Below are 22,910 nucleotides of genomic sequence, written 5' to 3' on the forward strand. Positions count from 1 at the left end.
CGCCCTCCTTTCAGGACGGCCCCGGATCAGGTCCGGGGCGCGTCGCGCTTACTTCATCGTTGGGATCACGAACTCTGCGCCGTCCTTGATGCCGCTCGGCCAGCGGGCGGTGACGGTTTTCGTCTTGGTGTAGAAGCGGAAGGCGTCCGGCCCGTGCTGGTTCAGATCGCCGAACACCGATTTCTTCCAGCCGCCGAAGGTGTGGTAGGCGAGCGGCACCGGAATCGGCACGTTGATGCCGACCATGCCCACATTCACACGCGCCGCGAAATCGCGCGCCGCGTCGCCGTCGCGGGTGAAAATCGCGGTTCCGTTGCCATATTCGTGGTCCATGGCGAGCTTGAGCGCTTCCTCATAGCTTTGCGCGCGCACGGTGCTGAGCACCGGGCCGAAGATCTCTTGCGTGTAGATGTCCATGTCTGGCGTCACATGGTCAAAGAGGCAGGCACCGTGGAAAAACCCGTCCTCATAGCCCTGCATGGAGAAGCCGCGCCCGTCGACAACCAACTTTGCGCCCGCATCGACACCGGATTGCACCAGACCCTCGACCCGGCGCTTTGCCTCGCTCGTGACGAGGGGGCCGAAATCGGCGTCGTCGGATGTGTAAGGCCCGATCTTGAGCGCCTCGACCTTCGGCGCGAGTTTCTCGATAAGACGATCAGCTGTCTCGTCGCCGACCGGGACGGCGACGGAGATCGCCATGCAACGCTCGCCAGCCGCGCCGAAGCCCGCGCCGACGAGCGCGTCGGCGGCTTGCTCCATATCCGCGTCGGGCATGATGATCATGTGGTTCTTCGCACCGCCGAAGCACTGCACCCGCTTTCCGTTGGCGCAGCCGCGTTCGTAGATATAGGCGGCAATCGGGGTCGAGCCGACGAAGCCAACGGCGCTGATCGCCTCGTGGTCGAGGATCGCGTCCACCGCTTCCTTGTCCCCGTTCACAACTTGCAGGATGCCGTCGGGTAGGCCCGCTTCCTGCATCAATTCGGCCAGCATCAGCGGAACGGAAGGGTCACGCTCGGACGGCTTCAGGATGAAGGCGTTTCCGGCAGCAATGGCCGGGCAGAATTTCCACATCGGGATCATAGCGGGAAAGTTGAATGGCGTGATGCCTGCCGCGATGCCGACCGGCTGGCGCATGGAATACATGTCGATGCCCGGTCCCGCGCCATCGGTATACTCACCCTTCAGCAGATGCGGGGCTCCGAGGCAGAATTCCGCCACCTCAAGCCCCCGGATCACATCGCCCTTGGCGTCAGGAATGGTCTTGCCGTGTTCGCGGGACAGGGCCTCCGCCAACTTGTCCATGTCGCGGTGGAGAAGGCGGATGAACTCCATCAACACGCGCGCACGGCGCTGCGGGTTCGTGGCGGCCCATTCAGGTTGTGCGGCCACAGCTCCGGCGACGGCTTTGTCCAGCTCCGCCGCATTGGCCAACGGCACCTGCGCCTGAACCTCTCCGGTTGCGGGGTTGTAGACATCTGCCGAACGGCCGGATGTGCCTTCGACGCGTTTGCCATCAATGAAGTGCCAGAGCTGTTGCATGACTCTCTCCCAGACTTGTTTGCGTGGACCGTAGACTTGCGCAAGCGCAAGATGAAGCGGTAAGTTTCCGGTCTGATCTTGCAAAAATGCAGAATGCCGATGAGCCTGAACTGGAACGACCTGCGTATCTTTCTGGCGCTGAGCAGAGCGCAGACCCTATTGGCCGCAGGTGAGGTGCTGAGCCTCGATCCTGCCACGGTCGGACGGCGGGTGGCCGCGCTGGAGCAGGCGCTGGGGGAGCGGTTGTTTGACCGTTCCCCCCGGGGCTATGCGCTGACCGAAGCTGGGCGCAAGTTGATGGAACCTGCCGAGCGGATGGAGAGCGCGGCGGCGGCCACAAGTGACTTTCGCGCCCGACCCGAAGGGATCAGCGGCACGGTGCGAGTTGGCGCGCCGGGCGGCGTGGCGAATGAAGTATTGGGACCGGCGCTGCTTTCACTCGCAGATGAACATACCGATCTGCGGTTGGAACTCGTGGCGCTGCCGCGGGTCTTTTCCCTCTCGAAACGGGAGGCGGATCTGGCGCTGGCGCTGACGCCGCCCTCTGCCGGGCGCCTGACAACGCGCCGGATCGCAGATTACGGGTTGCACCTTTATGCAGGTGACGCGCTGATCGCGCGTCACGGGCTGACACGGCTGCGCGATCTGAAGGATGTGCGCTTCATCGGTTACGTCTCGGACCTGATCTTTGACAAGGAGCTCGACTATCTTCCGCTGATCTCGCCCGATCTGCGACCGCAGCTGACCTGTACGGCGTTGATGATTCAGGCGCGCTGGATCATGGCGGGCGCGGGTGTCGGCGTTTTGCCCGACTTCATCGGCTCGGCCCTGAAAGGGGTCTCACGCGTCCTGGAAAACGAGGTTTCGTTCACCCGCGCCTTTCACCTGATCCGGCATGAGGATGATCTGCGCGTGCCGCGCATCAGCCGCGCCGCCGACGCCATCGTCGCAGCCGTGCGGGAGGCGGTCAGTGTCTGAGCCTCCGGCGGGGGTATTTTGGCCAAGCCGAAACCCTAGAACCGATCGCGCAGGGCGTACCAGCTCATCGCCAGCATCAGAAGGGGCGTGCGCCAGCGGGCCGGTCCGGGAAATGGCTGGGCGGGAATGGCGGCCATCGCCTCGAACCTCGACCGGTCACCGGTCAGCGCCTCTGCCATCAGCGCGCCCGAGAGCGTCGCGATCGCGACACCGTGGCCGGAATAGCCCGACGCGCTTAGGATGCCGTCCCCCAGATCTGTCAGATAGGGCAAACGGGACATCGTGATGCCCAACGTACCGCCCCAGGCGTAGTCGATCCGCACATCGCGCAGCTGCGGATAGATTTCGAGCATGGGCGTCCGGGCCTTGGCCGCGATGTCGCGGGGGAAACGGTAGGAGTAGGATTCCCCGCCCCCGAACAGCAGCCGGTGATCGGCGCTGAGACGAAAGTAGTTCACGACGAATTTCGAATCCGCCACGGCCACATTGCGGCGGATCAGGCTTTGCGCCCGCTCTTTGCCCAATGGTTCGGTCGCCACGATGTAGTTATTGATCGGCATCACGTGACGCGCGACGGATGGGGCGAGTTGGCCCAGATAGCCATTGGCCGCCAGCAAGACATTGCGCGCCCGCACCGAACCTCTGTTTGTCTGAACCCGTCCGGGTTCAATCTGCGTGACCGGACTATTCTCGAAAACACGGACACCCGCGGCGCGGGCAATCCGGCCAAGCCCTTGGGCATATTTCAGCGGATGGAGGTGAGCTGCGCGTTTGTCCAAAATTCCGCTCGCATAGGCGCGCGTCCCAAGCTCCCCGTGCACGCCCACTCGGTCGAGGAAGGTGATCGGGTAGTCATAGACCGTGTTCATGTGTTCGGCATAGGCGCGCATGCCGTCGGTCCCGCTGTCCTTATGATCGGTATAGAGAATTCCGGGGCGCATATCGCAGTCTATTTCGTGTGTCTTGATCAGTCGCTTTACCAGCTTCTTGGCATCCTCACCGAGATCCCACAGTTGGCGCGCGCGTCGCTCCCCCAGCATCTTTTCAAGCTCTGGCTGATCAACGCGCTGGCCAGAACCGACCTGTCCGCCATTGCGGCCAGAAGCGCCCCAACCGATGCGGTGTGCGTCGAGCAGGACGACATCGCGGCCCGCCTCGGCCAAATGAAGCGCCGCAGACAGACCGGTATATCCTGCGCCGACGATCACAACATCGGCGGTGAGTTCAGTCTCCAAAGCCGCGCTGACCGGCGCTGGCGGGGCGCTGGCTGCATAATAGCTATCCGGGTAGGCGCCCGGCCGGTCATTGGCATAGAGCAGGTTCACGCAGGGAAGGCTCCGGCCTCGCGGGCATCGGCCATGCCTTCGTCGAGGGATTGCCAGGCAAGTTCGATCAGACGGTCGACCTCTTCCTTTGAGATGACGAGCGGGGGGGAAATGATCATCTTGTCGCCCACATGTCGCATCACCAGACCATTGGCGAAGCATCGTTCCCGCGTCATCAGGCCAACCGCCCCTTCTTCGGCAAATTTCGCGCGGCTCGCCTTTTCCGGTGTCAGCTCAAGTGCCCCCATCAGACCAGCCATGCGGGCCTCACCCACCATCGGATGATCCGCGAGGCTTGCCCATTTCTGTTGCAGATAGGGCGCCGTTTCAGAGCGGACGCGGTCGATGACCTTTTCTTCTTCGAGAATGCGAATGTTTTCGAGCGCGACCGCCGCAGCAACGGGATGCGACGAATAGGTATAGCCGTGATTGAACTCCCCCCCATCCTCGATCACCTGCGCCACGCTTTCGCGAACGATCGAGCCGCCGATGGGCTGGTAGCCCGATGAGAGCCCTTTTGCGATTGTCATGATGTCGGGATCGAGATCGTAGTAGTCCGTTCCGAACCAGTGACCTGTGCGGCCGAACCCGCAAATGACCTCATCCGCGATCAGCAGGATGTGATGCTCGCGGCAGATGCGGGTGATTTCCGGCCAATAGGTTTCTGGCGGGATGATGACACCGCCCGCGCCCTGAATGGGTTCAGCGATGAAGGCCGCGATCTTGTCCTCGCCCAGTTGGTCAATCATCTCCTCCAACTGGCGAGCACGGGCGAGGCCGAACTCCTCTGGCGACATGCCGCCACCCTCGGCCCACCAATGGGGCTGATCGATATGAACAATATCCGGGATTGGCATGCCGCCCTGCGCATGCATTCCCGCCATTCCACCAAGAGAGGCCGCACCCATCGTGGAGCCGTGATAGCCGTTCTTCCTCGCGATGATGGTTTTCTTTTCCGGGTGTCCCAAAAGGTGCCAATAGTGACGGGCAAGACGAATGTTGGTTTCATTCGCCTCGGACCCCGACCCGGCATAGAAGACGCGATTCTTGTCGCCTGGTGCGATCTGCGCCAGCTTCGCGCTAAGAGCGACGGCGGGCGGGTGGGTCGTCATGAAGAACGTGTTATAATAGGGCAATTGCGCCATCTGGCGGGCGGCTACATCGGCAAGCTCTGTCCGGCCATAGCCGATATTCACGCACCACAACCCGGCCATGCCGTCAAGGATGCGATTGCCCTCACTATCCGTCAGCCAGACGCCCTCGGCCTGTGTAATCACGCGGGCCCCGCGCGCGCGCATCTGTGCGGTATCCGAAAACGGGTGGATGTGATGCGCGGCGTCCAGCGCCCGCAACTCGTCAGTCGGCATATGATTGTCACGGGGCGTCATGGGCGATCTCCTTCACCGCATATGGTGAACCTGTTTCACGGCAGAGGGAAGAGGGCTCAAAGCGGGGCACCGTCCGGGCCGAACCGCTCCACTTGTGAGATGTCATAGCCGTTGCGGGCCAGCACTTGCAGCGCGGCGTCTACGCGCGCCGGGGGGAGAGCCCTGTCACGCGCCAAAACCCAGCCCAACCCGCCACCCGGGGAGCCGATCACAGCGACGGTATAGTCCTGATCAATGTCGAGCACCCAGTAGTCAGCCCACGCAAAGGGAATGTAGGGCGTGAAGCTGACTTCCAGTCGGGCGGGATTGTCACCTGCAATGCGTGCAACGCCTTCCGCCTGTTTCAATTCACCATCCAACGTGCCGTCGCGGCAGGAATTGAGTACGGTGATCCGTCCGTCAGGGCGGGGCGTGTACTCCGCCGTGGCTGCGACGCAGTCACGCTCAAAGAAGTTCGGAAAGCGCGCAACCTCGTACCACAGACCCGCATAGCGTTCGAGGTCGAGCGTCGGTTCCGTCATCACCTCAACCGATTGATCACGGTAGTTGGCAGAACATCCGGTGAGCAGGCAGAGTGCGGCGGCAAGAAGGAGGTGTTTCATGCAAGAGCACTTGCGACTGGATCGCGGAAGGTCAAGCTGCGCGAAATGCGTCTGTTGGGTGCACACGGCGCGCAAAACCATTGTGTTCCGCGCGCACGTGCCCAAAACTGAGCGCCAGCCAATCCGAGAGGAACACCGATGACCTGTGTATTCATCCAGATCCGCTGCCGCCCGGGCACGACTTATGCCGTGGCAGATGCGATTGCGCTCAAAGAAATTCATTCAGAGCTTTATTCCACAAGCGGCGAATATGACCTGCTGATGAAGCTCTACGTGCCCGAGGGGGAGGATATCGGCAAGTTCGTCAATGAGAACCTGCTCGATATTGACGGGCTGGAACGCTCCCTCACGACACTCACTTTCAAGGCGTTCTGAAGAAGCGCCAATTCCCAACAGCGAGGACAAGACCCATGAAGACCAGATTGCTTTGCGCCGCGGCGACCGCCCTGGCCCTGACCACACCTGCCTTTGCAGATGGCCATGCCGACCCGGTGCGTGTCGGCATGATCACCACCCTGTCCGGCGGTGGCGCGGGCCTTGGCATTGATGTGCGCGACGGGTTCATGCTGGCCATCGAGCAATCGGGTGCCGAGAATGTCGAGGTCATCATCGAAGATGACCAGCGCCGCCCCGACCTGGCGGTGCAGCTGTCGGATCGGATGATTCAGGCCGAGGATGTGGACGTGATGACCGGCATCATCTGGTCCAACCTTGCCATGGCCGTCGTGCCGTCTGCGGTCAATCAGGGCGTCTTTTACCTGTCGCCCAATGCAGGGCCGAGCCAGCTTGCCGGGCGCGGCTGTCATGAGAACTATTTCAACGTCGCGTGGCAGAACGACAACCTGCACGAGGCGGCGGGCGCACACGCGAACGCGGCAGGCTATTCGAATACCTTCATCCTTGCGCCCAACTATCCAGCGGGTCAGGACGCGCTGACAGGGTTCAAGCGGCTCTATGAAGGGGAGCTTGCGGGCGAGCTGTTCACCGAACTGGGCGCGACGGACTATGCCGCGGAGATCGCACAGATCCGGGCGAGCGGGGCGGACAGCGTCTTCTTCTTCCTGCCGGGTGGCATGGGGATCTCGTTCCTCAAGCAATATGCCGATAGCGGCGTTGACCTGCCGGTCGTCGGCCCTGCGTTCAGCTTCGATCAGGGTATCCTGCAAGCGGTGGGCGATGCGGCGCTTGGCGTCGTGAACACCTCGCAGTGGAACAAGGATATCGAAAACGAGACGAATGCAGCCTTTGTGGAGAGCTTTGAAGAGGCGTATGGCCGCCTGCCTTCGCTCTACGCCTCCCAGGGGTTCGATACGGCGAACCTGCTGTTGAGCGCGCTTGAAGTGGCCGATCCGGCGGATGCGGATGCGTTCCGTGAGGCATTGCGCGCGGCGGATTTCTCAAGCACGCGGGGCGACTTCTCGTTCAACACGAACCATCACCCGGTTCAGGATATCTATGTGCGCGAAGTCATCCAGGAAGGCGATGTCTTCACCAACCGGATCATCGGCACGGCGCTGAGCGATCATGGTGATGTCTACGCAGCCGAATGCGAGATGTAAGATGTGATGCCCCGGACCTGATCCGGGGCAACGCTGAACAACGCGGTCCCGGCGCATGGCAGGGACAAGCGCATCACAAGACCAACCGCTTCGAAATCCGATCCACCGGCGTTCCGTCGGACAGAGGAACCGCCCGCTCCACGCTATGATCGACGAACCCCATCTTGGAATAATAGGCCAGCCCGCTGACATTGTCGGCGCGGATCGTGGCGACAATCGCCGTGCGACCGTCTGCGCGGGCGGCCGCCTTGGTCGCCTCGATCAACGCCGTACCGACGCCCGGAACCTTCGGCGTCATCCGCGCGAAAGTGGCAATATAGGCGAGCGGCTGTGCGGGATCATCATCCGCGTCGAGCCACTGGACACCTGCAAGCGTGCCCTCGGCATCAAATGCGCCGTGCACGCAGATAAGCGTGTCACGCTCAAACACGTATTCCGCCATCCGCGCGGGCGTGAACTCGGTTTCATAGGCCGTGGAGCCACCCTTGCGGATGATCGGATTCAGAATACCGGCCATCTCTGCGGCATGGGATCGGTCGATGGGGCGGACGGTGACAGACATTCGGGCCTCGCTTTCAGGGTCAACGGTAGTGGGGAAGCAGAGGGACGTCTATTGGCGGTTTCGGAGGTTGAGTTCCGTGGAAAGCGGCCCCGGCTCGAAGGCCGGGGCGTAACGTCCCTTTCGCGTCCCGGACTTGATCCGGGACCGCCCCCTTTCGATGACCACCTATCGGGAGAGACACACCCATGTCACTGATCCTTCTCATCGAACAGGTCCTCAACGGGCTGCAACTGGGTGTTATGCTGTTCCTGATGGCGGCGGGCCTGACACTCGTCTTCGGTGTCATGGGGCTTATCAACCTCGCACACGGCTCCCTCTATATGATCGGGGCGTTCGCGGCGGCGGCGGTGGCCGGGGCCACCGGGTCGTTCCTTCTGGCGCTGGTCGCGGCCCTTGCGGCGGCGGCGGCGGCCGGCGCAATCGTGGAGTTGGTGGTAATCCGCAGGCTCTATGATCGCGATCATTTGGATCAGGTGCTGGCGACCTTCGCACTCATCCTGATTTTCAGTGAAGGTACACGGTATATTTTCGGATCGTTCCCGCTCTATCTAAGCATCCCTGACTACCTCTCCGGCCCGGTCAGCCTGCCCGGCGGCATTCAATACCCCCTCTACCGGCTGACGCTGATCGGGATCGGGCTGGCCGTCGCTGTGGGGCTGTTCCTGCTGATTTCGCGCACGCGGTTGGGGGTCCAGATCCGCGCGGGCGAGGCAGATCGGGAGATGGTGGCCGCCCTCGGCGTCGATATCTCAAAGCTCTACACAATCGTCTTTGCATTGGGCGCCGCGCTGGCCGGGCTTGCCGGTGCGCTGGTCGGCACAATCCAGTCGGTGCAGGTCGGGATGGGTGAGCCTGTTCTGATCCTCGCCTTCGTGGTGATCGTGATCGGCGGCATTGGCTCCATCAAAGGGGCACTGATTGGCGCGCTGCTGGTCGGCCTGACCGACACATTGGGCGGGGTGCTGCTGCCCGAACTGTTTAAGCTCTTCATGGATGCGTCCTCTGCCAGCTCCACCGGATCGGCGCTGGCCTCCATGCTGATCTACCTGCTTATGGCCGCCGTGCTGTTCTGGAAGCCCAAGGGGCTGTTCGGAGGTGCGGCATGATGCGGGAACGACACCTCAACCTCATCCTGCTCGCCGGGCTGCTGGCCATACCCGTCTGGGCCTGGATAACGGACGAGCCCTTTACCATCACGCTTGCCACACGGGTGGCCATCCTCGCGCTTGCAGGCGTCGGGCTGAACATCGCGCTGGGGCTGGGTGGTTTGGTCAGCCTCGGCCATGCCGCCTTCTTCGGGATTGGCGGCTATGCGATGGGAATCCTCGCCAGTCATGCGCAGAATTATGACCCGATCTTCACGACCCCTTTCCTGTTCGAGGGGACGAAGTCGATGCCCGTCATTTGGCTGACCGCCATTGTGATGGGCGGGATTGCCGCGCTGTTGATCGGGCTGATCAGCCTGCGCACCTCTGGTGTGTACTTCATCATGATCACACTGGCCTTCGGGCAAATGTTCTATTTCTTCTCGATCTCCTGGCCCGCCTATGGGGGGGAGGACGGGTTGTCGATCTGGGTGCGCAATGGGTTTCCGGGGCTTAACACCCTCGACCCGATCCAGTTCTTCGCGCTGTGCTTTGTACTGCTGTTGCTTGCACTCGGCCTGCACTGGACCTTGGCGCGGTCGGGCTTTGGCCTTGCGCTCAATGCCGCACGGCAGTCGGAGGCGCGGGTGGAGGCGGCGGGGCTGACCCCGTTCCGGCTGCGACTGGTGGCATTTGTGATTTCGGGGATGGTGACCGCACTGGCGGGCGCGCTCTTTGCCGATCTGAACCGCTTCGTCTCCCCCACCATGTTCGCATGGCAAATGTCGGGGGAGATTATGGTCTTCATCATCCTTGGCGGGGTCGCGCGGCTCTGCGGTCCGGTGGCCGGAGCCGCGCTCTTCATCACGCTGGAACATTGGCTGGGCGGTGTTTCGGACTATTGGCACGTCTTTTTGGGCGCGCTGCTGCTGCTCGTTGTCCTGTTCGCGCGGGGTGGGCTGATCGGGGCGCTGGTAAAGAAGGAACCCGCACATGACTGAGCCGGTTCTGGAGACGCGAGGGATCACCAAACATTTCGGCGCGCTGGTGGCGAGCGATGCGGTCAGCTTGGACCTGCACGCAGGAGAGATCCACGCGGTCATCGGCCCGAACGGGGCCGGCAAATCAACGCTCATCGCGCAGATCTGCGGGGCACTGACCCCGGATGCGGGAACAGTACATCTTGAAGGGCAGGATGTGACCGCGCTGAGCACGGCAGAGCGCGCAGAGGCCGGGATCGCGCGCACTTTCCAGATCTCCTCTCTCGCTATGGAGGATACAGTGCTGCAGAACACCATGCTGGGCGCTTTGGGCGCGGCGGGCAAACGGCCCTCGCTGTTCCGTCCAATCCTGCGGGATCGGGCCTTGCGCGCGCTGGCCGAAGCGGCACTTGAACAAGTTGGGCTGGCCGAGCGTAGGGCGGTCCGTGTCGCTGATCTGTCCCATGGGCAACGACGGCAGCTGGAAGTTGCCGTGGCGCTGGCACAAGCGCCGAAAGCCTTTGTCATGGACGAACCAATGGCCGGGCTTGGCACGTCTGGCACCCATGACCTGACGGCCTTACTCGACGGGCTGCGCACGCAAGCTCCGATCCTGCTTGTGGAACATGATATGGACGCGGTTTTCGCGCTCGCCGACAGGATCAGCGTTCTCGTCTATGGCCGGATCATCGCAACGGGCAGTGTCGAAGACATTCGCCGCGACAGTGCGGTGCGCGACGCCTATCTGGGGGATGCGGCATGAGCCTGCTGACCCTTGAGTCCGTCACTGCGCATTACGGTCCGGCGCAAGCCCTGTTCGGTGTTTCACTCTCGATTGGCGAAGGGGAAGTTGTGGCTCTGATGGGCCGCAACGGCATGGGCAAGACGACGACCGTGCGCGCGATTTGCCGGATGGTTGAAACCGGTGGAGGTCTCACCTTTGCAGGGCAGGACCTCACCCGCTTGCCCAGCCATAAGGCTGCGCGCCTTGGCCTCGGCCTTGTGCCAGAGGGGCGGCGATGCTTTGCCCCACTCACCGTCGCCGAAAATCTGAGCGCGACCGCACGGCCCGGCCATTGGGACCGGACTCGGGTTGAGGCGCTTTTTCCCCGCCTCGCGGAACGGCGCGACCAGACAGCCGGAACCCTGTCAGGCGGCGAGCAGCAGATGCTCGCCATCGGACGCGCCTTGATGACGAATCCTCGCCTCCTGATCCTGGATGAGGCGACCGAAGGACTGGCCCCGCTGATCCGTGCGGAAATCTGGACCGCGCTGGCGGAGCTGAAGGCTCAGACCGGCCTTGCGATCCTTGTTATCGACAAATCCATTTCCGAACTGGGCAACGTGGCCGATCGTGCCGTGTTGCTGGAACGGGGCGCGGATGTCTGGACCGGGGCATTTGATGCATTGGAACCGGCGCTCATCGAACGATATCTTGGCGTCTAGGGCGGGCGAACCAAGGCCTCCGGCGGGGGTATTTCCACCAATCCGAAGCAGCCGATTTCTTCTTGGTTCAAATATCCTCCCCGAAGGGCGATCGCCACAGGCGGGACGCTGCCCCTTGACCCTGACCGAGCGCCAAGCGTAGGAAACCGCGTCATTCAACGCGAGGGTAGGTCATGGGTTTTCGCTGCGGTATCGTCGGACTTCCGAATGTGGGCAAATCCACGCTGTTCAATGCGCTGACCCGCACCGCGGCAGCACAGGCGGCCAACTTTCCTTTCTGTACGATTGAACCCAATGTGGGCGAGGTGTCCGTCCCCGATGCGCGGCTGACGACCTTGGCCGAAATGGCCCAGTCCAAAAGTGTGATCCCGGCCCGCCTGACTTTTGTCGACATTGCAGGTCTGGTGAAGGGGGCGAGTAAGGGCGAAGGCCTTGGCAATCAGTTCCTCGCCAATATCCGTGAGACGGACGCCATTGCACATGTTCTACGCTGTTTCGAGGATGACGACATCACCCATGTCGACGGGCGCGTGGACCCGGTCGCAGACGCCGAGGTGATCGAGACGGAACTGATGCTCGCCGATCTGGAGAGCATCGAAAAACGCCTGGTCAACCTTCAGCGCAAGATCAAAGGCGGTGACAAGGAAGCCAAGGAGCAGGAAGCCCTGCTGCAAAAGGCCAAAGCCGCCATCGAAGATGGCAAACCCGCCCGCACGGTTGAAATCGAGGAGGATGAGGAAAAGGCCTGGAAGATGCTCCAACTCCTCTCCGCGAAGCCGGTCCTCTATGTCTGCAATGTCGAGGAAGACAACGCCGCTGAGGGAAATGCGCAATCCGCCCGCGTGGCCGAAATGGCCAAAGAGCAGGGCGCCGTCTCCGTCGTGATCTCAGCCGCAATCGAGGAGGAGATCAGCCAGCTTGACGACGCAGAGCGGGACGAGTTCCTCGGCGATATGGGGCTTGAGGAAGCGGGCCTCGACCGGTTGATCCGTGCAGGCTACGAGCTTTTGAACCTGCAGACTTACTTTACGGTCGGGCCCAAAGAAGCGCGCGCCTGGACCATACGTGAGGGCACGAAAGCCCCACAGGCGGCCGGTGTGATTCACGGGGATTTCGAGCGCGGCTTCATCCGGGCCGAGACGATCGCCTATGACGATTTCATCACTCTGGGCGGGGAGCAGAAGGCCAAGGAAGCGGGCAAGATGCGCGCTGAGGGCAAGGGATATACCGTCGCCGATGGCGACGTGCTGCACTTCCTGTTCAACACCTAAGTCGGACGGTTACCGGTTGCGCCCCATCAGCGCCAGCAGGCGTTGCTGCATGGGTGCAAGCTCGGGCACCTCACCCTGATCCCGACGCACGATCCGCAGACCGAGCCAAACCGCAAGAAGACCGAACAGGACACCACCTGCGGCCTGGCCGATCAGAACGCCGGGCGCGCCGTACCACGCCGCGCCAAGGGCGACGAACGGGATGGTGCCCAGCGTGTTGCGTCCCCAGTTCACTGTGGTGGACCAGAAAGGATGGCCCAGATTGTTGAAGGCCGCATTGCCCACAAAAATCCAGCCGTTGAAGACCCAGGCCAGCGCAAGTGGGCCACAAAACAGGTAGATCAATGCCAGCGTCTGGCCTTCAGCCTCAAAGAGGCCGGCAATGAATGGTCGCATTAGATAGAGCAGCAGGGCCGCGACAACCACATAGCCGAGCACGAAGATCAGCCCGTCGAGAAACGCCCGTCGGACGCGGTCCATCATCTTGGCCCCTGCATTCTGCCCGATGATCGGACCAATCGCGCCGGACAAGGCAAAGATGATGGCGAAGGCAATCGGCGTCAGTCGGCCGACAATTGCCATGCCAGCGACGGCGTCTTCCCCAAACCGTGCCATTTCCCGGGTGACGTAGGCGGCGCCGACGGGCGTCGCGATATTCGTTAGAAGTGCCGGGAAGGCGAGCGCCCTGATCCGGCCCAGATCACCGCGCAGCGCAGCAATGTGCGGGGCGACCAGCCCGCCATAGTCCTTCCAGATCGGACGAAGTGCCAAGACAGCGATAGCAATCCGTGCCAGCACGGACGCAATTGCCGCCCCCTGCAGTTCCAGACCCAGCGCAAAGATAAAGATAGGGTCCAGCACGGCATTCACGACCGCCCCGCCAATGGTCGAGTACATGGCAGGTTTTGCTGCGCCATGCGCCCGCAGGATCGCCCCGCCTGCCATGGCGACAACCAAAATTGGCAGGGACGGAACGATGATCGCGAGATAGGAAATCGCAAGCGCCTGCGTTTCCCCCGACGCACCAACAAGGGCGGTCAGAAAGCCTAGATTGAACCAAACAAGGGCAGCAATCAGCGCCGAGACAATCACGCCGATCAAGATGGCATGGCTGGCCTGCCGTTTTGCGCCGTCAAGATCGCCCGCACCAATGGCACGCGCGCTCAGCGCCCCGGTTGCGATCGCAAAGGCGATGGAGACGGAGGTTGTGAAAAACAGGATCGCCCCTGCATAGCCGATTGCAGCCGCGAGGGCGGCATTGCCCAGCATGGAAATGAAAAGCATGTCGACAAAATCGACGACAAACACGGCCATAAGCCCAAGAGACGCCGTAAATGACATCACCGCCACATGTTTCATTGGCCGCCCGCTAAGGAACTTTGCCTGTTCAGCCACGTCCACGCTCCCGCGTTAGGGTTTGTGAGACGACGAGATGCGCAAGTGCCAGCACCGCAACCGCCGCTCCTGCCCAACCCAATGCCAGCGTGTCGAAACGGTCAAGCACCATCGCACCAATGCTCGACCCTGTTGCCGCCCCCAGATAGATCGCCGCCGCGTTCAGGGCGAGGCCGACCGTTGGGGCCGCACTGACCCGGACCACTCGGATTTGCTGCCCCGCCACGAAGGACCAGCCCAGCACCGCCCACAAGATAAGCAGGGCGGAAAAGGCGATATCCCCCATCGGAAAGAACGCAAAGAACGGCATGGTCAGGATCTGCCCACCGGTCAGGAGCAGCAGCGTGCGGAATGGGCCGATCCGGTCGGCCACCCACCCTCCAAAAAGATTGCCGATGACCGCACCGACGCCGAACAGCACGAACATGATCGTGATCCCATCCCGGCCATAGCCCATATGCTCGGTCAGAAGCGGCGCGAGATAGGTGTAGATGACATATATCGAGCCCAGAAAGCTCGTCGTGAACAGGATCACCAACAAGCCGCGCCAATCCTGAATGGCTCGGCCCAATGTGCCGAGGTTGATCACGCTGAATGGCAGATCACGCGGCACGGCCCAAAGAACAGCGACACAGCAAAGGCCAGAGAGGACCGCGACGATGAGGAAGGCTGCCTGCCAGCCAAAGGTGTATCCAATCCATGAACCTGCTGGTACACCCAGAACCTGGGCGACGGTCAGCCCGGCAAAAACAGCTGCAAGCGCACGTCCCTGACGCTCTGGCGGAACAGCGGCGGCGGCCACACTCGCTGTGATCGGCGTGAACAGACCGGCACCCAGCGCTGTCAATATCCGTGCTGCAAAGAGCCATTCCGCCGTTGGGGACAGGACAACCGCAATCGCACTGAAAGCGAAGAGGCCCATCCCCGTGGCCATGACAGTGCGCCGCGCCAGCCCCCCTGTCAAAGAGACGAGCACGGGCGATCCGACGGCATAGGCGAGTGCGTAGATCGTCAGGATCAGACCGGCGCCAGAAGCACTCAGCCCGAAGGCCTCACTCAATGGATTGAGCAAACCGACAGCAACGAATACGCCCATGCCGATTGCAAAATTACCCAGTGATAAAATGAGAATAAGGATTTAGACGCTCCTACAGCGACAGGCGGGCTCGTATGATGATCCGATGTCTTTCACACGCCTGTAAGATTTACCTGACAGTAAGACGTAAAATGCAATCTACATTTCCCATGGGCATGTTAAGTTTCATTTAAGTACTATAGAGCGCAAGACACCGATGTTCGAAGGACAACAGAAGATGAGCAGCTCATCCCCGGATACGCCCCTGTTTGGAACAGTCCTGCTGGTCGAAGACAATCTGATCATTGCCATGGATGCCGAAGATATGCTGCTCGAACTCGGAGCTGAGCAAGTCGTCCATGCAATGTCAGTTACAAAAGCCATGCATCTTATAGAGACCGTGGACGTGACCTTTGCAATGCTCGACATCTTCCTGAAAGACGAAACAAGCGAAGCAATTGCCGATAAGTTGAGCGAAATGAACGTGCCCTTCATCTTTGCCTCCGGCGGTCACGCGACAAAGGCACATGACTTCACCCGTGGTGTACCTTCAGTCACCAAGCCGTTTTCACTGCAGTCCATGAGCGCGGCAATCGTAAGGCGTGTCGGCTAAGGCATTCCTTCGATTTTCAAACTCACCTTGCTGTGGGGACCTGCACACGAGAGAGGTCAACGCCACGGCGGGCGGCGCTACCCCGCAGACTCTCGGATGTGCGGATTGCATTGGCCAATTCGTCATCACTCATCGCCATCAGTCGAAGATACTCCGCTCGGCCACGATTGCCTTCGGGCGTCGATCCATAGCCCTGCACCCTGCCGCCGAAAGGACGCGTGTCGAGAACATCGTCAATGCGTCCGGCACCAAAAGCACTCTGCGGCCAGAAATCCCGCTCCGCGCCTGAGGTGCCGCGGGGCATTGGCAGATCTGTTATCTGCTGCAAGTGGCGCGCATTTTCAGCCCGATCCACTGCCGTCGCACCGCGCATCGGGAAGATATTGCCGGTGTCAAAATAAACGACCCGACGCCCGGTCGGCGATGCCACGTCATCCACAAGACCGACATTGCTCAGCTTCATGTCCGTATATGCGATTCCATGGGTGTTCATTTCTCGCTGAGCAAGGGCGAGGGTCAGACGATCAATCGGCTCCAGACGCTCGCCTGTCGCGCCATAGACGCTCGCCACGCTGTCGACCTGTTCCTCTCGTGTAAGGAAGACCGGCGCGCTGCCGTCCGTCTGGACGCGGCGGGGCGCACCGCTACGCGCGGCTGGCCTGAAATAACGCGCGCCGCGTGCTTCGGCTTCGCGCAGCAAGTTGCGGCCAACAAGCTCTTCGCCCATCGCGCGGACTTCATCAGCATTCCCACCATCGGTCACGCGCCAGACACCATTTCCATCCGCCGCGCGGTAGACACTGGTCGAAGCGCCCGAGCCGACATGTTCTCCGAGCTGAATAACGTCTCCATCGACGGCGATCTCCGTCCCCGCTGCTGAGCGTCGATCAAGTCGCACAGTCGCGCCACCGGCGGTTCGGGCTTCCGCTACACTTGGTCGAAGGGCGACATCCGTTGCCCGGTAGTCAGCATTGAACGGGCTAGACGGGGCAGCTTCGGTCAAATTTCCGGGCAACTCCCCAACATCATCAAACTCGTAGAGTTGTCGCCCGAAGGCATCTGCTTGGGCATCGCGCATACCCTGTCGGACCAGATCGACCTCACCCTGGGTTGCAAAGACCGGTTGGCGTGCCAAGGACGGATCGGGCACATAATCCTCAGCGCCGGTTAGCCTGACATTGTTGACCTCATCAGGAAGAATGGTCGGACCATCCGGGCGCAACTGCCCCTCGAACGGCGCGGTTGCTGGTCCCGCAGGCGCATCCGCGCGCGCAGCAGCCCCTGCGACCTCATCAACTGGTCCATCAAGCGCACGTATGGCTTCGTCCGGAACCGCAGCATCGGCGCCGCGTAGAAACCGGCGCACAGCGCGCGCGCTTGAAAGAGCAGCCATACCGACATCAGCGGTTTCACCAACCACGCGCCCCGTACCACGTGTCGCGGTCAGAATCCCGCGCTCCCCCTGGCTGGACAAGACCGTAAGCTGATTGCCGCCGGCTGTTCCAAGCATGTCAGCGCCTGCCGACAATCCGTCACCCATCCCATCGGCGAGATCATAGAACATATCGCCCATGAGGCTGGGATCGCGCCAGGCATCCGCCACGCTCGTCCGGCGGGGCAGGCCTACACGCCGACGGGCCTCTTCGGCCTGATCAACGGCGGCGAAACCACGTGCGAAGAGTTCGGAAAGCCCATCTGTGCGGTCAGTCTCGACTAGGTTGATCGCGTCATCGGGCCCGCCCAGGCCGGATATGACCGCGTTTGCGTAATATTGCTCTGTCTCGGCGAGCAGATTGACGCCGTCCCAGCCAAGCTCAACCAACCCCGCAACGCCTGAGACACCGCCCTCACCGACGCCAACCCAGTAGTGACCATAGCGATTGAAGAAGGTGAACTGATCATCGACCACCTGACCGAAGGTCCGTTCACCGGTCGCGATATCGTAGATGGCGCGAACAGCACCGTCCGGGGTAAAGGCGAGACGATTGCGTTCTTCCAGAAAGGCTTCGCCGGTATCCGCCATGAATTGCAGGGCGCCATTGTCCCGCCCAGCCGCACCGCCCTGCGTGTATTGATCCGATCGCGCGATGCGGGAGGCCCGCCGCACCAGATCCTCATCGGACAATTCGATATAGGCATTTGCGTCGAAGCCACGCTCGGAAAGCCGCGCATGCACGTCGGCATAGCTGGTCGGGCCAATCCCGTCCGCCGCGTTGCGTTCAAACTCCCGCGCCGCATCCCGATGGCGGCCAGTCATCAGACTGCGGGTGCGATCGGCAAATTCCTGAGCCAGACGTTCATACCGCTCGCGCTGCTCAATCAAGATGTCGCGGGTGGCGTCATCGGGTGCGTTCGCGATCTGCTCATCAAAATCCGCAAGACCATCACGATAGGCCTGCATGGCCGCAGCGCGTGTGGCCTCGTATCTGCGGAATTCCCGCATTCTCTCAGCAGCGCGACCCAGACGGGCGACTTCGGAGGCTTCCAGAAGCTGTGGATTGTCCTTGATGGCGGCGACTTCGATGGCGTGCCGGGCCTCTTCCTGCCGGGTTTCCTCAGCTTCCAGCCGTTGCGCCAAAAGGTCCGCCGGACCTGCCTTCGCCGCCCGCTCGGCCGTGAGCCGGGCGATTTCGGCCTCGATCATGCGTTTCTGATCGTCGTCGGTCGTGCGCTCCAACGCGTCCCTCAGCCGCACAATCCGTCCTTGAAGACTGGCCATCTCGGTATTGGCCGCTGTCGAAGCCGTCCGCAATGACAACAGGAACCGGCATGGCTCGGGCAGTTCAATCGCGCCGCGGGTGAAGGCTGCCACTCCGCGCCCATTCAAATCACTGACGGCAGCCTCAAAGAAGAGCGAAGAGAAGTCGCCACCCTCCGTGAGTTCGGTCAGATCTTCGTGGGCAAGCGTGGTCGTCACCCTTTGAAGGGTCGTTGAAGCGGTGTTCAATACCTGACGCAGCCGTTGCGCCGCATCGTGCGTCATGCGTTCATGATCGCCCTGGATCTGCATCCCGATGGGAACAAAGCGGACGCCTGCCGGGATTGTCCGACTGTCGATCTTGGCGCGCATGGAAATGCGAGCTTCGAGCCATGCGCCCGGATCTTCCTCGAACGAGGGGCGCGGCGGGCTGTCGGCCCGAACCTCAGCTTCAGCCTCGGCTTCCGTGGGTGGGCCGGCCACATCGCCACCGGCTGACTCGATCTGCTCTGTCACACAGTTGAGCGCGCCGACCATTCCGCCGCGGGAGCACTCGACCTGCTCGGTCTCTCCCACGGGAGCCATGTTGAGCAGCGCCGCGGGATCAGGGGCGGCTGGTTCTTCCCAATCTGCGGGTAGACGCAAAACAACCTCAACCGCATCGGTCAGAATTTGATCGTCATGCAGATCGCAAACGTCCTGCGCCACCACTGGCAGCGCTAGAGCAAAGAGGAGTGGTGTGGCTAAGAGGCTGAAGCGTTTCATTGCGTCTCCGATCCAAATCCGACAGTTCCTGTTTCGTAAAGGCGCCGCCACGCATCCGGGCCATTGTAGAGCGGGAACCGAACCGTCCAGCTGCGCAAAATATCCCGAGCGTTCCGACCGTCCGCTCGCATCTCAATATCCAGATGCAGGTCATCCAGTGGTGCTGGCGCTTCGATGGGACCGAATATCGTTATTCCACCCGCACTTTGGCCCATCGGCATTTCGACCCGGTCTTCACCCACGGTCAAGCTCACCGAACGGATCAGGCCGATACCGCCATTTGCAAGCGCGACCGCAAGAATGTCAGGATGACTTGCGATCATCCCGCCCAGCCCTTGATGCGTGACGCCCGTCACGTTGAGCCGGATCGCGGCATATAGATCCTGCCCCCGTTCGATCATCCGCAGATCGACGCGACCTGATAGCCAGTAGGCCTCGCCCACAGGCTCCTCCTCCACCGGTTCAAGGAAGAAGCGTCGGTCCCCATCGGGGAAGAAAAAACCCGCCGCAGCATCGTGCCGGGTCGTGGCAACGATCGCGCGATGCAAGTCCTGCGCGTGCTCCGGCGTGTCGCGAAAAGCGTCCAGAACCGGTGCCCTCCAGCTGTCGGGGGCGTTGTCGAGTGCCGCAAATCCCACCGCTGAGGGCGCGCCGTAATCTGCAAAGGCATGCTGCCAGTGATCGGGGCCGGCCTCACGCATCAGTTCGTTCAGACGTCCGTTCAGACGGCTGAGAGCGCGTGGATGGGCACGGCAATGCGCCAATGCGATCTCGTGAACGGTCGCCCCCCAGAACGGACTGGTATCCTCGAAATTCGCGACCATCGCCTGCAGCAGACCAGCGATGCGGCCATCGCCGTCCGTAAGATCGATACGCGGTCCGGCAGCATGACACAGTTGTCGAGCGACTTGTCGTATAAACACTTCATCCGGTCCACCCGACCACATCCGATATTGCATTTGCATGTAATCCAACGGGTCCGCTAGGGCCGAGGCCATCAGCAAGGCACGGTCGAATTCCGGCAAGGCCACATCCAGCACCTGCCGTTGAACCGGGTTGCCATTCGCCGCAACGATCAGAAAGGCTGCGGCAAGACCGCCAACAAGGTCGTCAGGATCTCTCCACGGTCCGGTGGGGTTATCCTGCTCGCGCCATGCGGATAGCAGCCTGTGCGCGTAAGCCGTGACCGCCGGATCATCCACCGGGATCAATGCGCGCAAGGCAGCGTTGCGCTGCCATGCCTGCCAGTGAGACAGGCTCTGCTCCTTCGCCATGCGCTGGATCAGCCATTCGATGGCCGGTTGGAAACCGAATTGGGCTAATGTCGTCACGACAAGTGCTTGCTGGGATTTTTGAGCAGGTGGGGCCTCTATGGCGCGCCCAAACGCCGCCCGCGCCGGCCCCTCCGGCCGCAGGCCAAGACGAAGATCGCCCGACAGCCCGGCACGAAGCCAGCCGTTTGCGATCCACAACTGACGGCGCGACAGCTCCTCTCCTCGGGCAATCAACCACGCGATCTCGTCCGCTGTGCCGACAGTTGCAAGAATGGCTAGTGCGGCCTCACTCTCAAGGTTCATGTCGGCGAGCAAGTCGGCGGGCAGAGATGTCTCATCGCCCGGCAAGCGGTCAAGCTGAGCACTAAGATGCGCCAAGGCCGAAGTTCTGGCCGCCGCGCGCTCCGCCTCGCTTGCCTCTGGCCGTGGCACGACGCTGCGCACATATTGCTGGTAGCCCGGCCAAAAGCTCTGGGCCAAGGCACGGATCTCTCCCTGCGACCGGAGTGAGAATGCGGGCCCCCGTTCTGTCCCGGTCAGATACCAATTCCCGTTCTCGTCCACCTCATATTGTTCATAGCTGGGATATGGCCCCGCTCCATAAAGTTCGGGCAGCAGGACCGTACCGTCGGCAGGCATTTCAAGGCGGAACGCACCTGCCGGAGACTCCAGAACATAACGGCCCGGCGCCAGACGAAGCGGCAGGTCAGCAGGCGTCAGGGCCGCAATCTGTTCTGCCGCACCGCCCTCCTCCCGAAACAGGGTGCCGAGTGGCATGCCTGAGACGGGTTGTTCCCGTGCAGCTACCTGTGAGGTGAGCAAATCGAGCTGGCCCGGCGCGCCCCCGACCTCACCCATCACGGCGTCCAGGTTGGCGAGCAACGCAGCGCGACTGACCTCATCTGGAGCATTCAGTATGTCGAGGCGAAGGTCCGGCCCGGTCGCGTCCGGCGTGATCGAACGATTCAGTTGCCGGTGCACATCGCCCCATCCCGGCACCGCAGGGCCCATGCGCATATTTTGCTCTATCACTGAAGAAGAATAGCCTTCGCCGCCAACGGGAACCCCGGCGTGCAGAATAAGCGCATTGCGCAGCTCAACCGGTCGCTCGGCGTAAACCGCATAGGCGCTTTCAGGCATCACCATTTCGACAGCGTCGAGTGTCACCGCACCTGATCCGGTGCCCCGCACAAAGACACTTGAGCGACTTTGCCCAACAAACGCCGTTTCACGGACCTCTGCGTCCCCCGTCAGAACGCTCAGCCCGGTCGAACCACCCAGCAAGATGCCGCCTCGCAAAGACAGGTCGCCATTCGCCACCCGGACAAGAGTGCCCTCATCCAATTCGGTGGACAGGTTTGGCTCGATGAGAGTGACCAGCGCGGAGGCATTGTCGATCAGCACGCCCAATTGAGCGTCTCTCGCGACCAGACCACGAACCGTACTGGCGGCGGCGCCCAGAAAGCTGACCGCCTGCCCCATTTGCCCTTCCAGATACAGATCATCAACGTCGATCTGACCACCATCGCTGACATAGACACCAAACCCGGAGTCCTGACTGATGGCCAGGTCCGTCGCGCGGAGCACGCCCCCCGGAACAAGTATGGCGACCTCGGATGCTTCGGTTACTGAGAGCCTTTCAGCTTGAAGGTGCGCTCCACTTTCTACGGTCACACCACGATCGACATTGCGAACAGCAAGATCCGCAACGACCACGTCTGTTCCAGCGTCCTGCAGCCGGATCGCGCTTGAACCTCCGGCAATGGTCAGATCGGTCAGCGTTGCGGTTCCCGCTGCCCGCACCGCAATCGCTGTCTGCTCCGTTGCGATCTGGCAATTCGATACCTCCAGATGACCGCCGCTGACGAAGAGCCCAACGGCTTCTAGCGCGTCCAGCGAACAATCGCGCAATGTCACAGTGCCCTCATCCGCGACAAAGATCAGGGGCTGCGCATCGCCTGTCCCCGCAAAGGTCAGATCGACGCCTTGCAAGATGAGATGGCCACCATCGCGCACGAAGAATGCGGCCAGATCGTCCGCAGCCAACAATCGCCCCCCGTCACCCCGGAGTGTTACGGTGCGGCCCTCAATCACCTGTGTCGACAGGACCTCGTCAACCTGAACAGATAGCGTCAGATCACCCTCGCCGCGCGCGAGATCGCTGGCAATCGACTGAGCAAACGTCGTCTGCGCCATGAAGCCAAACAACAGAATCAGTAGTCTGAGCATCAAGTTACTCCAAACCATACCGAGATTTGGATAGTAGCAGAAATTTGACTAAAACGCCTGCCTATTCAGGCAAAGCTGACACGAACAAGTTCCGACAGGGCCTAATCCGCATTGAAAATG

At 61.6% G+C, this 22,910-nt stretch carries 18 protein-coding genes; 9 read left to right on the forward strand and 9 right to left on the reverse strand.

The window, feature by feature from the left end:
* Positions 1 to 48 precede the first annotated feature (48 nt).
* A complete protein-coding gene (locus tag POI8812_RS02015; protein ID WP_108780850.1) occupies positions 49 to 1,545 on the reverse strand; it encodes a CoA-acylating methylmalonate-semialdehyde dehydrogenase in 1,497 nt (498 codons plus the stop codon).
* Positions 1,546 to 1,644: 99 nt separating this feature from the next.
* Here POI8812_RS02015 and POI8812_RS02020 point away from each other — a divergent pair, with 99 nt between their 5' ends.
* Entirely contained in the window at positions 1,645 to 2,523 is an 879-nt protein-coding gene (locus POI8812_RS02020) for a LysR family transcriptional regulator (RefSeq protein WP_245895206.1), read from the forward strand.
* Between the two features lie 35 nt (positions 2,524 to 2,558).
* Here POI8812_RS02020 and POI8812_RS02025 read toward each other — a convergent pair whose 3' ends face one another.
* From POI8812_RS02025 to POI8812_RS02035, 3 genes are read right to left on the reverse strand one after another with little or no spacing between them, the layout of a single operon-like run.
* Complete coding sequence (locus tag POI8812_RS02025; protein ID WP_108780851.1) at positions 2,559 to 3,848, reverse strand: NAD(P)/FAD-dependent oxidoreductase; 1,290 nt, start codon at positions 3,846 to 3,848, stop codon at positions 2,559 to 2,561.
* The gene (locus tag POI8812_RS02030; protein WP_108780852.1) at positions 3,845 to 5,236 is read right to left on the reverse strand and encodes an aspartate aminotransferase family protein; all 1,392 of its coding nucleotides are present in this window, start codon (positions 5,234 to 5,236) and stop codon (positions 3,845 to 3,847) included. The genes POI8812_RS02025 and POI8812_RS02030 overlap by 4 nt, the downstream gene beginning before the upstream one ends.
* 56 nt (positions 5,237 to 5,292) lie before the next feature.
* Entirely contained in the window at positions 5,293 to 5,838 is a 546-nt protein-coding gene (locus POI8812_RS02035; RefSeq protein WP_108780853.1) for a lipocalin family protein, read from the reverse strand.
* A 138-nt stretch (positions 5,839 to 5,976) separates the two neighbouring features.
* Between POI8812_RS02035 and POI8812_RS02040 the strand changes: the two genes are divergently transcribed.
* On the forward strand, positions 5,977 to 6,213 hold the full coding sequence (locus tag POI8812_RS02040; RefSeq protein WP_108780854.1) for an Lrp/AsnC ligand binding domain-containing protein: 237 nt from the start codon (positions 5,977 to 5,979) through the stop codon (positions 6,211 to 6,213).
* Positions 6,214 to 6,248: 35 nt separating this feature from the next.
* Entirely contained in the window at positions 6,249 to 7,397 is a 1,149-nt protein-coding gene (locus tag POI8812_RS02045; protein ID WP_108780855.1) for an ABC transporter substrate-binding protein, read from the forward strand.
* 73 nt (positions 7,398 to 7,470) lie between these two features.
* On the opposite strand, the gene POI8812_RS02050 is transcribed toward POI8812_RS02045, so the two are convergent.
* The gene (locus POI8812_RS02050) at positions 7,471 to 7,959 is read right to left on the reverse strand and encodes a GNAT family N-acetyltransferase (RefSeq protein WP_108780856.1); all 489 of its coding nucleotides are present in this window, start codon (positions 7,957 to 7,959) and stop codon (positions 7,471 to 7,473) included.
* A gap of 185 nt (positions 7,960 to 8,144) precedes the next feature.
* Between POI8812_RS02050 and POI8812_RS02055 the strand changes: the two genes are divergently transcribed.
* The 5 genes from POI8812_RS02055 (at position 8,145) to ychF (ending at position 12,741) form a co-directional block, all read left to right on the forward strand.
* Positions 8,145 to 9,065: a branched-chain amino acid ABC transporter permease gene (locus POI8812_RS02055; RefSeq protein WP_108780857.1), complete on the forward strand. Its 921-nt coding sequence runs from the start codon at positions 8,145 to 8,147 to the stop codon at positions 9,063 to 9,065.
* A complete protein-coding gene (locus POI8812_RS02060) occupies positions 9,062 to 10,045 on the forward strand; it encodes a branched-chain amino acid ABC transporter permease (protein WP_108780858.1) in 984 nt (327 codons plus the stop codon). Before POI8812_RS02055 ends, POI8812_RS02060 begins: the two co-directional genes overlap by 4 nt.
* Complete coding sequence (locus POI8812_RS02065; RefSeq protein ID WP_108780859.1) at positions 10,038 to 10,787, forward strand: ABC transporter ATP-binding protein; 750 nt, start codon at positions 10,038 to 10,040, stop codon at positions 10,785 to 10,787. The genes POI8812_RS02060 and POI8812_RS02065 overlap by 8 nt, the downstream gene beginning before the upstream one ends.
* Positions 10,784 to 11,470 (forward strand): ABC transporter ATP-binding protein, encoded by a 687-nt coding sequence (locus POI8812_RS02070; protein ID WP_108780860.1) that lies wholly within the window; start codon positions 10,784 to 10,786, stop codon positions 11,468 to 11,470. The genes POI8812_RS02065 and POI8812_RS02070 overlap by 4 nt, the downstream gene beginning before the upstream one ends.
* A gap of 173 nt (positions 11,471 to 11,643) precedes the next feature.
* On the forward strand, positions 11,644 to 12,741 hold the full coding sequence (ychF, locus tag POI8812_RS02075; RefSeq protein WP_108780861.1) for a redox-regulated ATPase YchF: 1,098 nt from the start codon (positions 11,644 to 11,646) through the stop codon (positions 12,739 to 12,741).
* A 9-nt stretch (positions 12,742 to 12,750) separates the two neighbouring features.
* Here the strand turns inward: ychF and POI8812_RS02080 are convergent, their stop codons facing one another.
* On the reverse strand, positions 12,751 to 14,136 hold the full coding sequence (locus POI8812_RS02080; RefSeq protein WP_108780862.1) for an MATE family efflux transporter: 1,386 nt from the start codon (positions 14,134 to 14,136) through the stop codon (positions 12,751 to 12,753).
* Positions 14,129 to 15,274, reverse strand: coding sequence for an MFS transporter (locus tag POI8812_RS02085; protein WP_306438839.1), 1,146 nt, complete (start codon positions 15,272 to 15,274; stop codon positions 14,129 to 14,131). Before POI8812_RS02085 ends, POI8812_RS02080 begins: the two co-directional genes overlap by 8 nt.
* A 175-nt stretch (positions 15,275 to 15,449) precedes the next feature.
* On the opposite strand from POI8812_RS02085, the gene POI8812_RS02090 reads away from it, so the two are divergent.
* Positions 15,450 to 15,824 carry a response regulator gene (locus POI8812_RS02090; RefSeq protein ID WP_146186103.1) on the forward strand — a complete coding sequence of 125 codons (375 nt, stop codon included), beginning with the start codon at positions 15,450 to 15,452 and terminating at the stop codon, positions 15,822 to 15,824.
* Positions 15,825 to 15,846: 22 nt separating this feature from the next.
* On the opposite strand, the gene POI8812_RS02095 is transcribed toward POI8812_RS02090, so the two are convergent.
* Both POI8812_RS02095 and POI8812_RS02100 read right to left on the reverse strand, forming a co-directional pair.
* Complete coding sequence (locus POI8812_RS02095; protein ID WP_108780865.1) at positions 15,847 to 19,287, reverse strand: hypothetical protein; 3,441 nt, start codon at positions 19,285 to 19,287, stop codon at positions 15,847 to 15,849.
* A complete protein-coding gene (locus POI8812_RS02100) occupies positions 19,284 to 22,790 on the reverse strand; it encodes a right-handed parallel beta-helix repeat-containing protein (protein WP_108780866.1) in 3,507 nt (1,168 codons plus the stop codon). The genes POI8812_RS02095 and POI8812_RS02100 overlap by 4 nt, the downstream gene beginning before the upstream one ends.
* Between the last annotated feature and the right edge of the window lie 120 nt (positions 22,791 to 22,910).

Origin of the sequence: Pontivivens insulae, assembly GCF_900302495.1 — a bacterium.
In the GTDB taxonomy this organism is placed as follows: Bacteria; Pseudomonadota; Alphaproteobacteria; order Rhodobacterales; family Rhodobacteraceae; genus Pontivivens; species Pontivivens insulae.

What these genes read in the sequence shown, in the direction of transcription:
- POI8812_RS02015 (WP_108780850.1), bottom strand. Translation starts at nt 1,545, where the DNA reads ATGCAACAGCTCTGGCACTTCATTGATGGCAAACGCGTCGAAGGCACA.
- POI8812_RS02020 (WP_245895206.1), top strand. Translation starts at nt 1,645, where the DNA reads ATGAGCCTGAACTGGAACGACCTGCGTATCTTTCTGGCGCTGAGCAGA.
- POI8812_RS02030 (WP_108780852.1), bottom strand. Translation starts at nt 5,236, where the DNA reads ATGACGCCCCGTGACAATCATATGCCGACTGACGAGTTGCGGGCGCTG.
- POI8812_RS02035 (WP_108780853.1), bottom strand. Translation starts at nt 5,838, where the DNA reads ATGAAACACCTCCTTCTTGCCGCCGCACTCTGCCTGCTCACCGGATGT.
- POI8812_RS02040 (WP_108780854.1), top strand. Translation starts at nt 5,977, where the DNA reads ATGACCTGTGTATTCATCCAGATCCGCTGCCGCCCGGGCACGACTTAT.
- POI8812_RS02045 (WP_108780855.1), top strand. Translation starts at nt 6,249, where the DNA reads ATGAAGACCAGATTGCTTTGCGCCGCGGCGACCGCCCTGGCCCTGACC.
- POI8812_RS02050 (WP_108780856.1), bottom strand. Translation starts at nt 7,959, where the DNA reads ATGTCTGTCACCGTCCGCCCCATCGACCGATCCCATGCCGCAGAGATG.
- POI8812_RS02055 (WP_108780857.1), top strand. Translation starts at nt 8,145, where the DNA reads ATGTCACTGATCCTTCTCATCGAACAGGTCCTCAACGGGCTGCAACTG.
- POI8812_RS02060 (WP_108780858.1), top strand. Translation starts at nt 9,062, where the DNA reads ATGATGCGGGAACGACACCTCAACCTCATCCTGCTCGCCGGGCTGCTG.
- POI8812_RS02065 (WP_108780859.1), top strand. Translation starts at nt 10,038, where the DNA reads ATGACTGAGCCGGTTCTGGAGACGCGAGGGATCACCAAACATTTCGGC.
- POI8812_RS02070 (WP_108780860.1), top strand. Translation starts at nt 10,784, where the DNA reads ATGAGCCTGCTGACCCTTGAGTCCGTCACTGCGCATTACGGTCCGGCG.
- ychF (WP_108780861.1), top strand. Translation starts at nt 11,644, where the DNA reads ATGGGTTTTCGCTGCGGTATCGTCGGACTTCCGAATGTGGGCAAATCC.
- POI8812_RS02090 (WP_146186103.1), top strand. Translation starts at nt 15,450, where the DNA reads ATGAGCAGCTCATCCCCGGATACGCCCCTGTTTGGAACAGTCCTGCTG.
- POI8812_RS02095 (WP_108780865.1), bottom strand. Translation starts at nt 19,287, where the DNA reads ATGAAACGCTTCAGCCTCTTAGCCACACCACTCCTCTTTGCTCTAGCG.
- POI8812_RS02100 (WP_108780866.1), bottom strand. Translation starts at nt 22,790, where the DNA reads ATGCTCAGACTACTGATTCTGTTGTTTGGCTTCATGGCGCAGACGACG.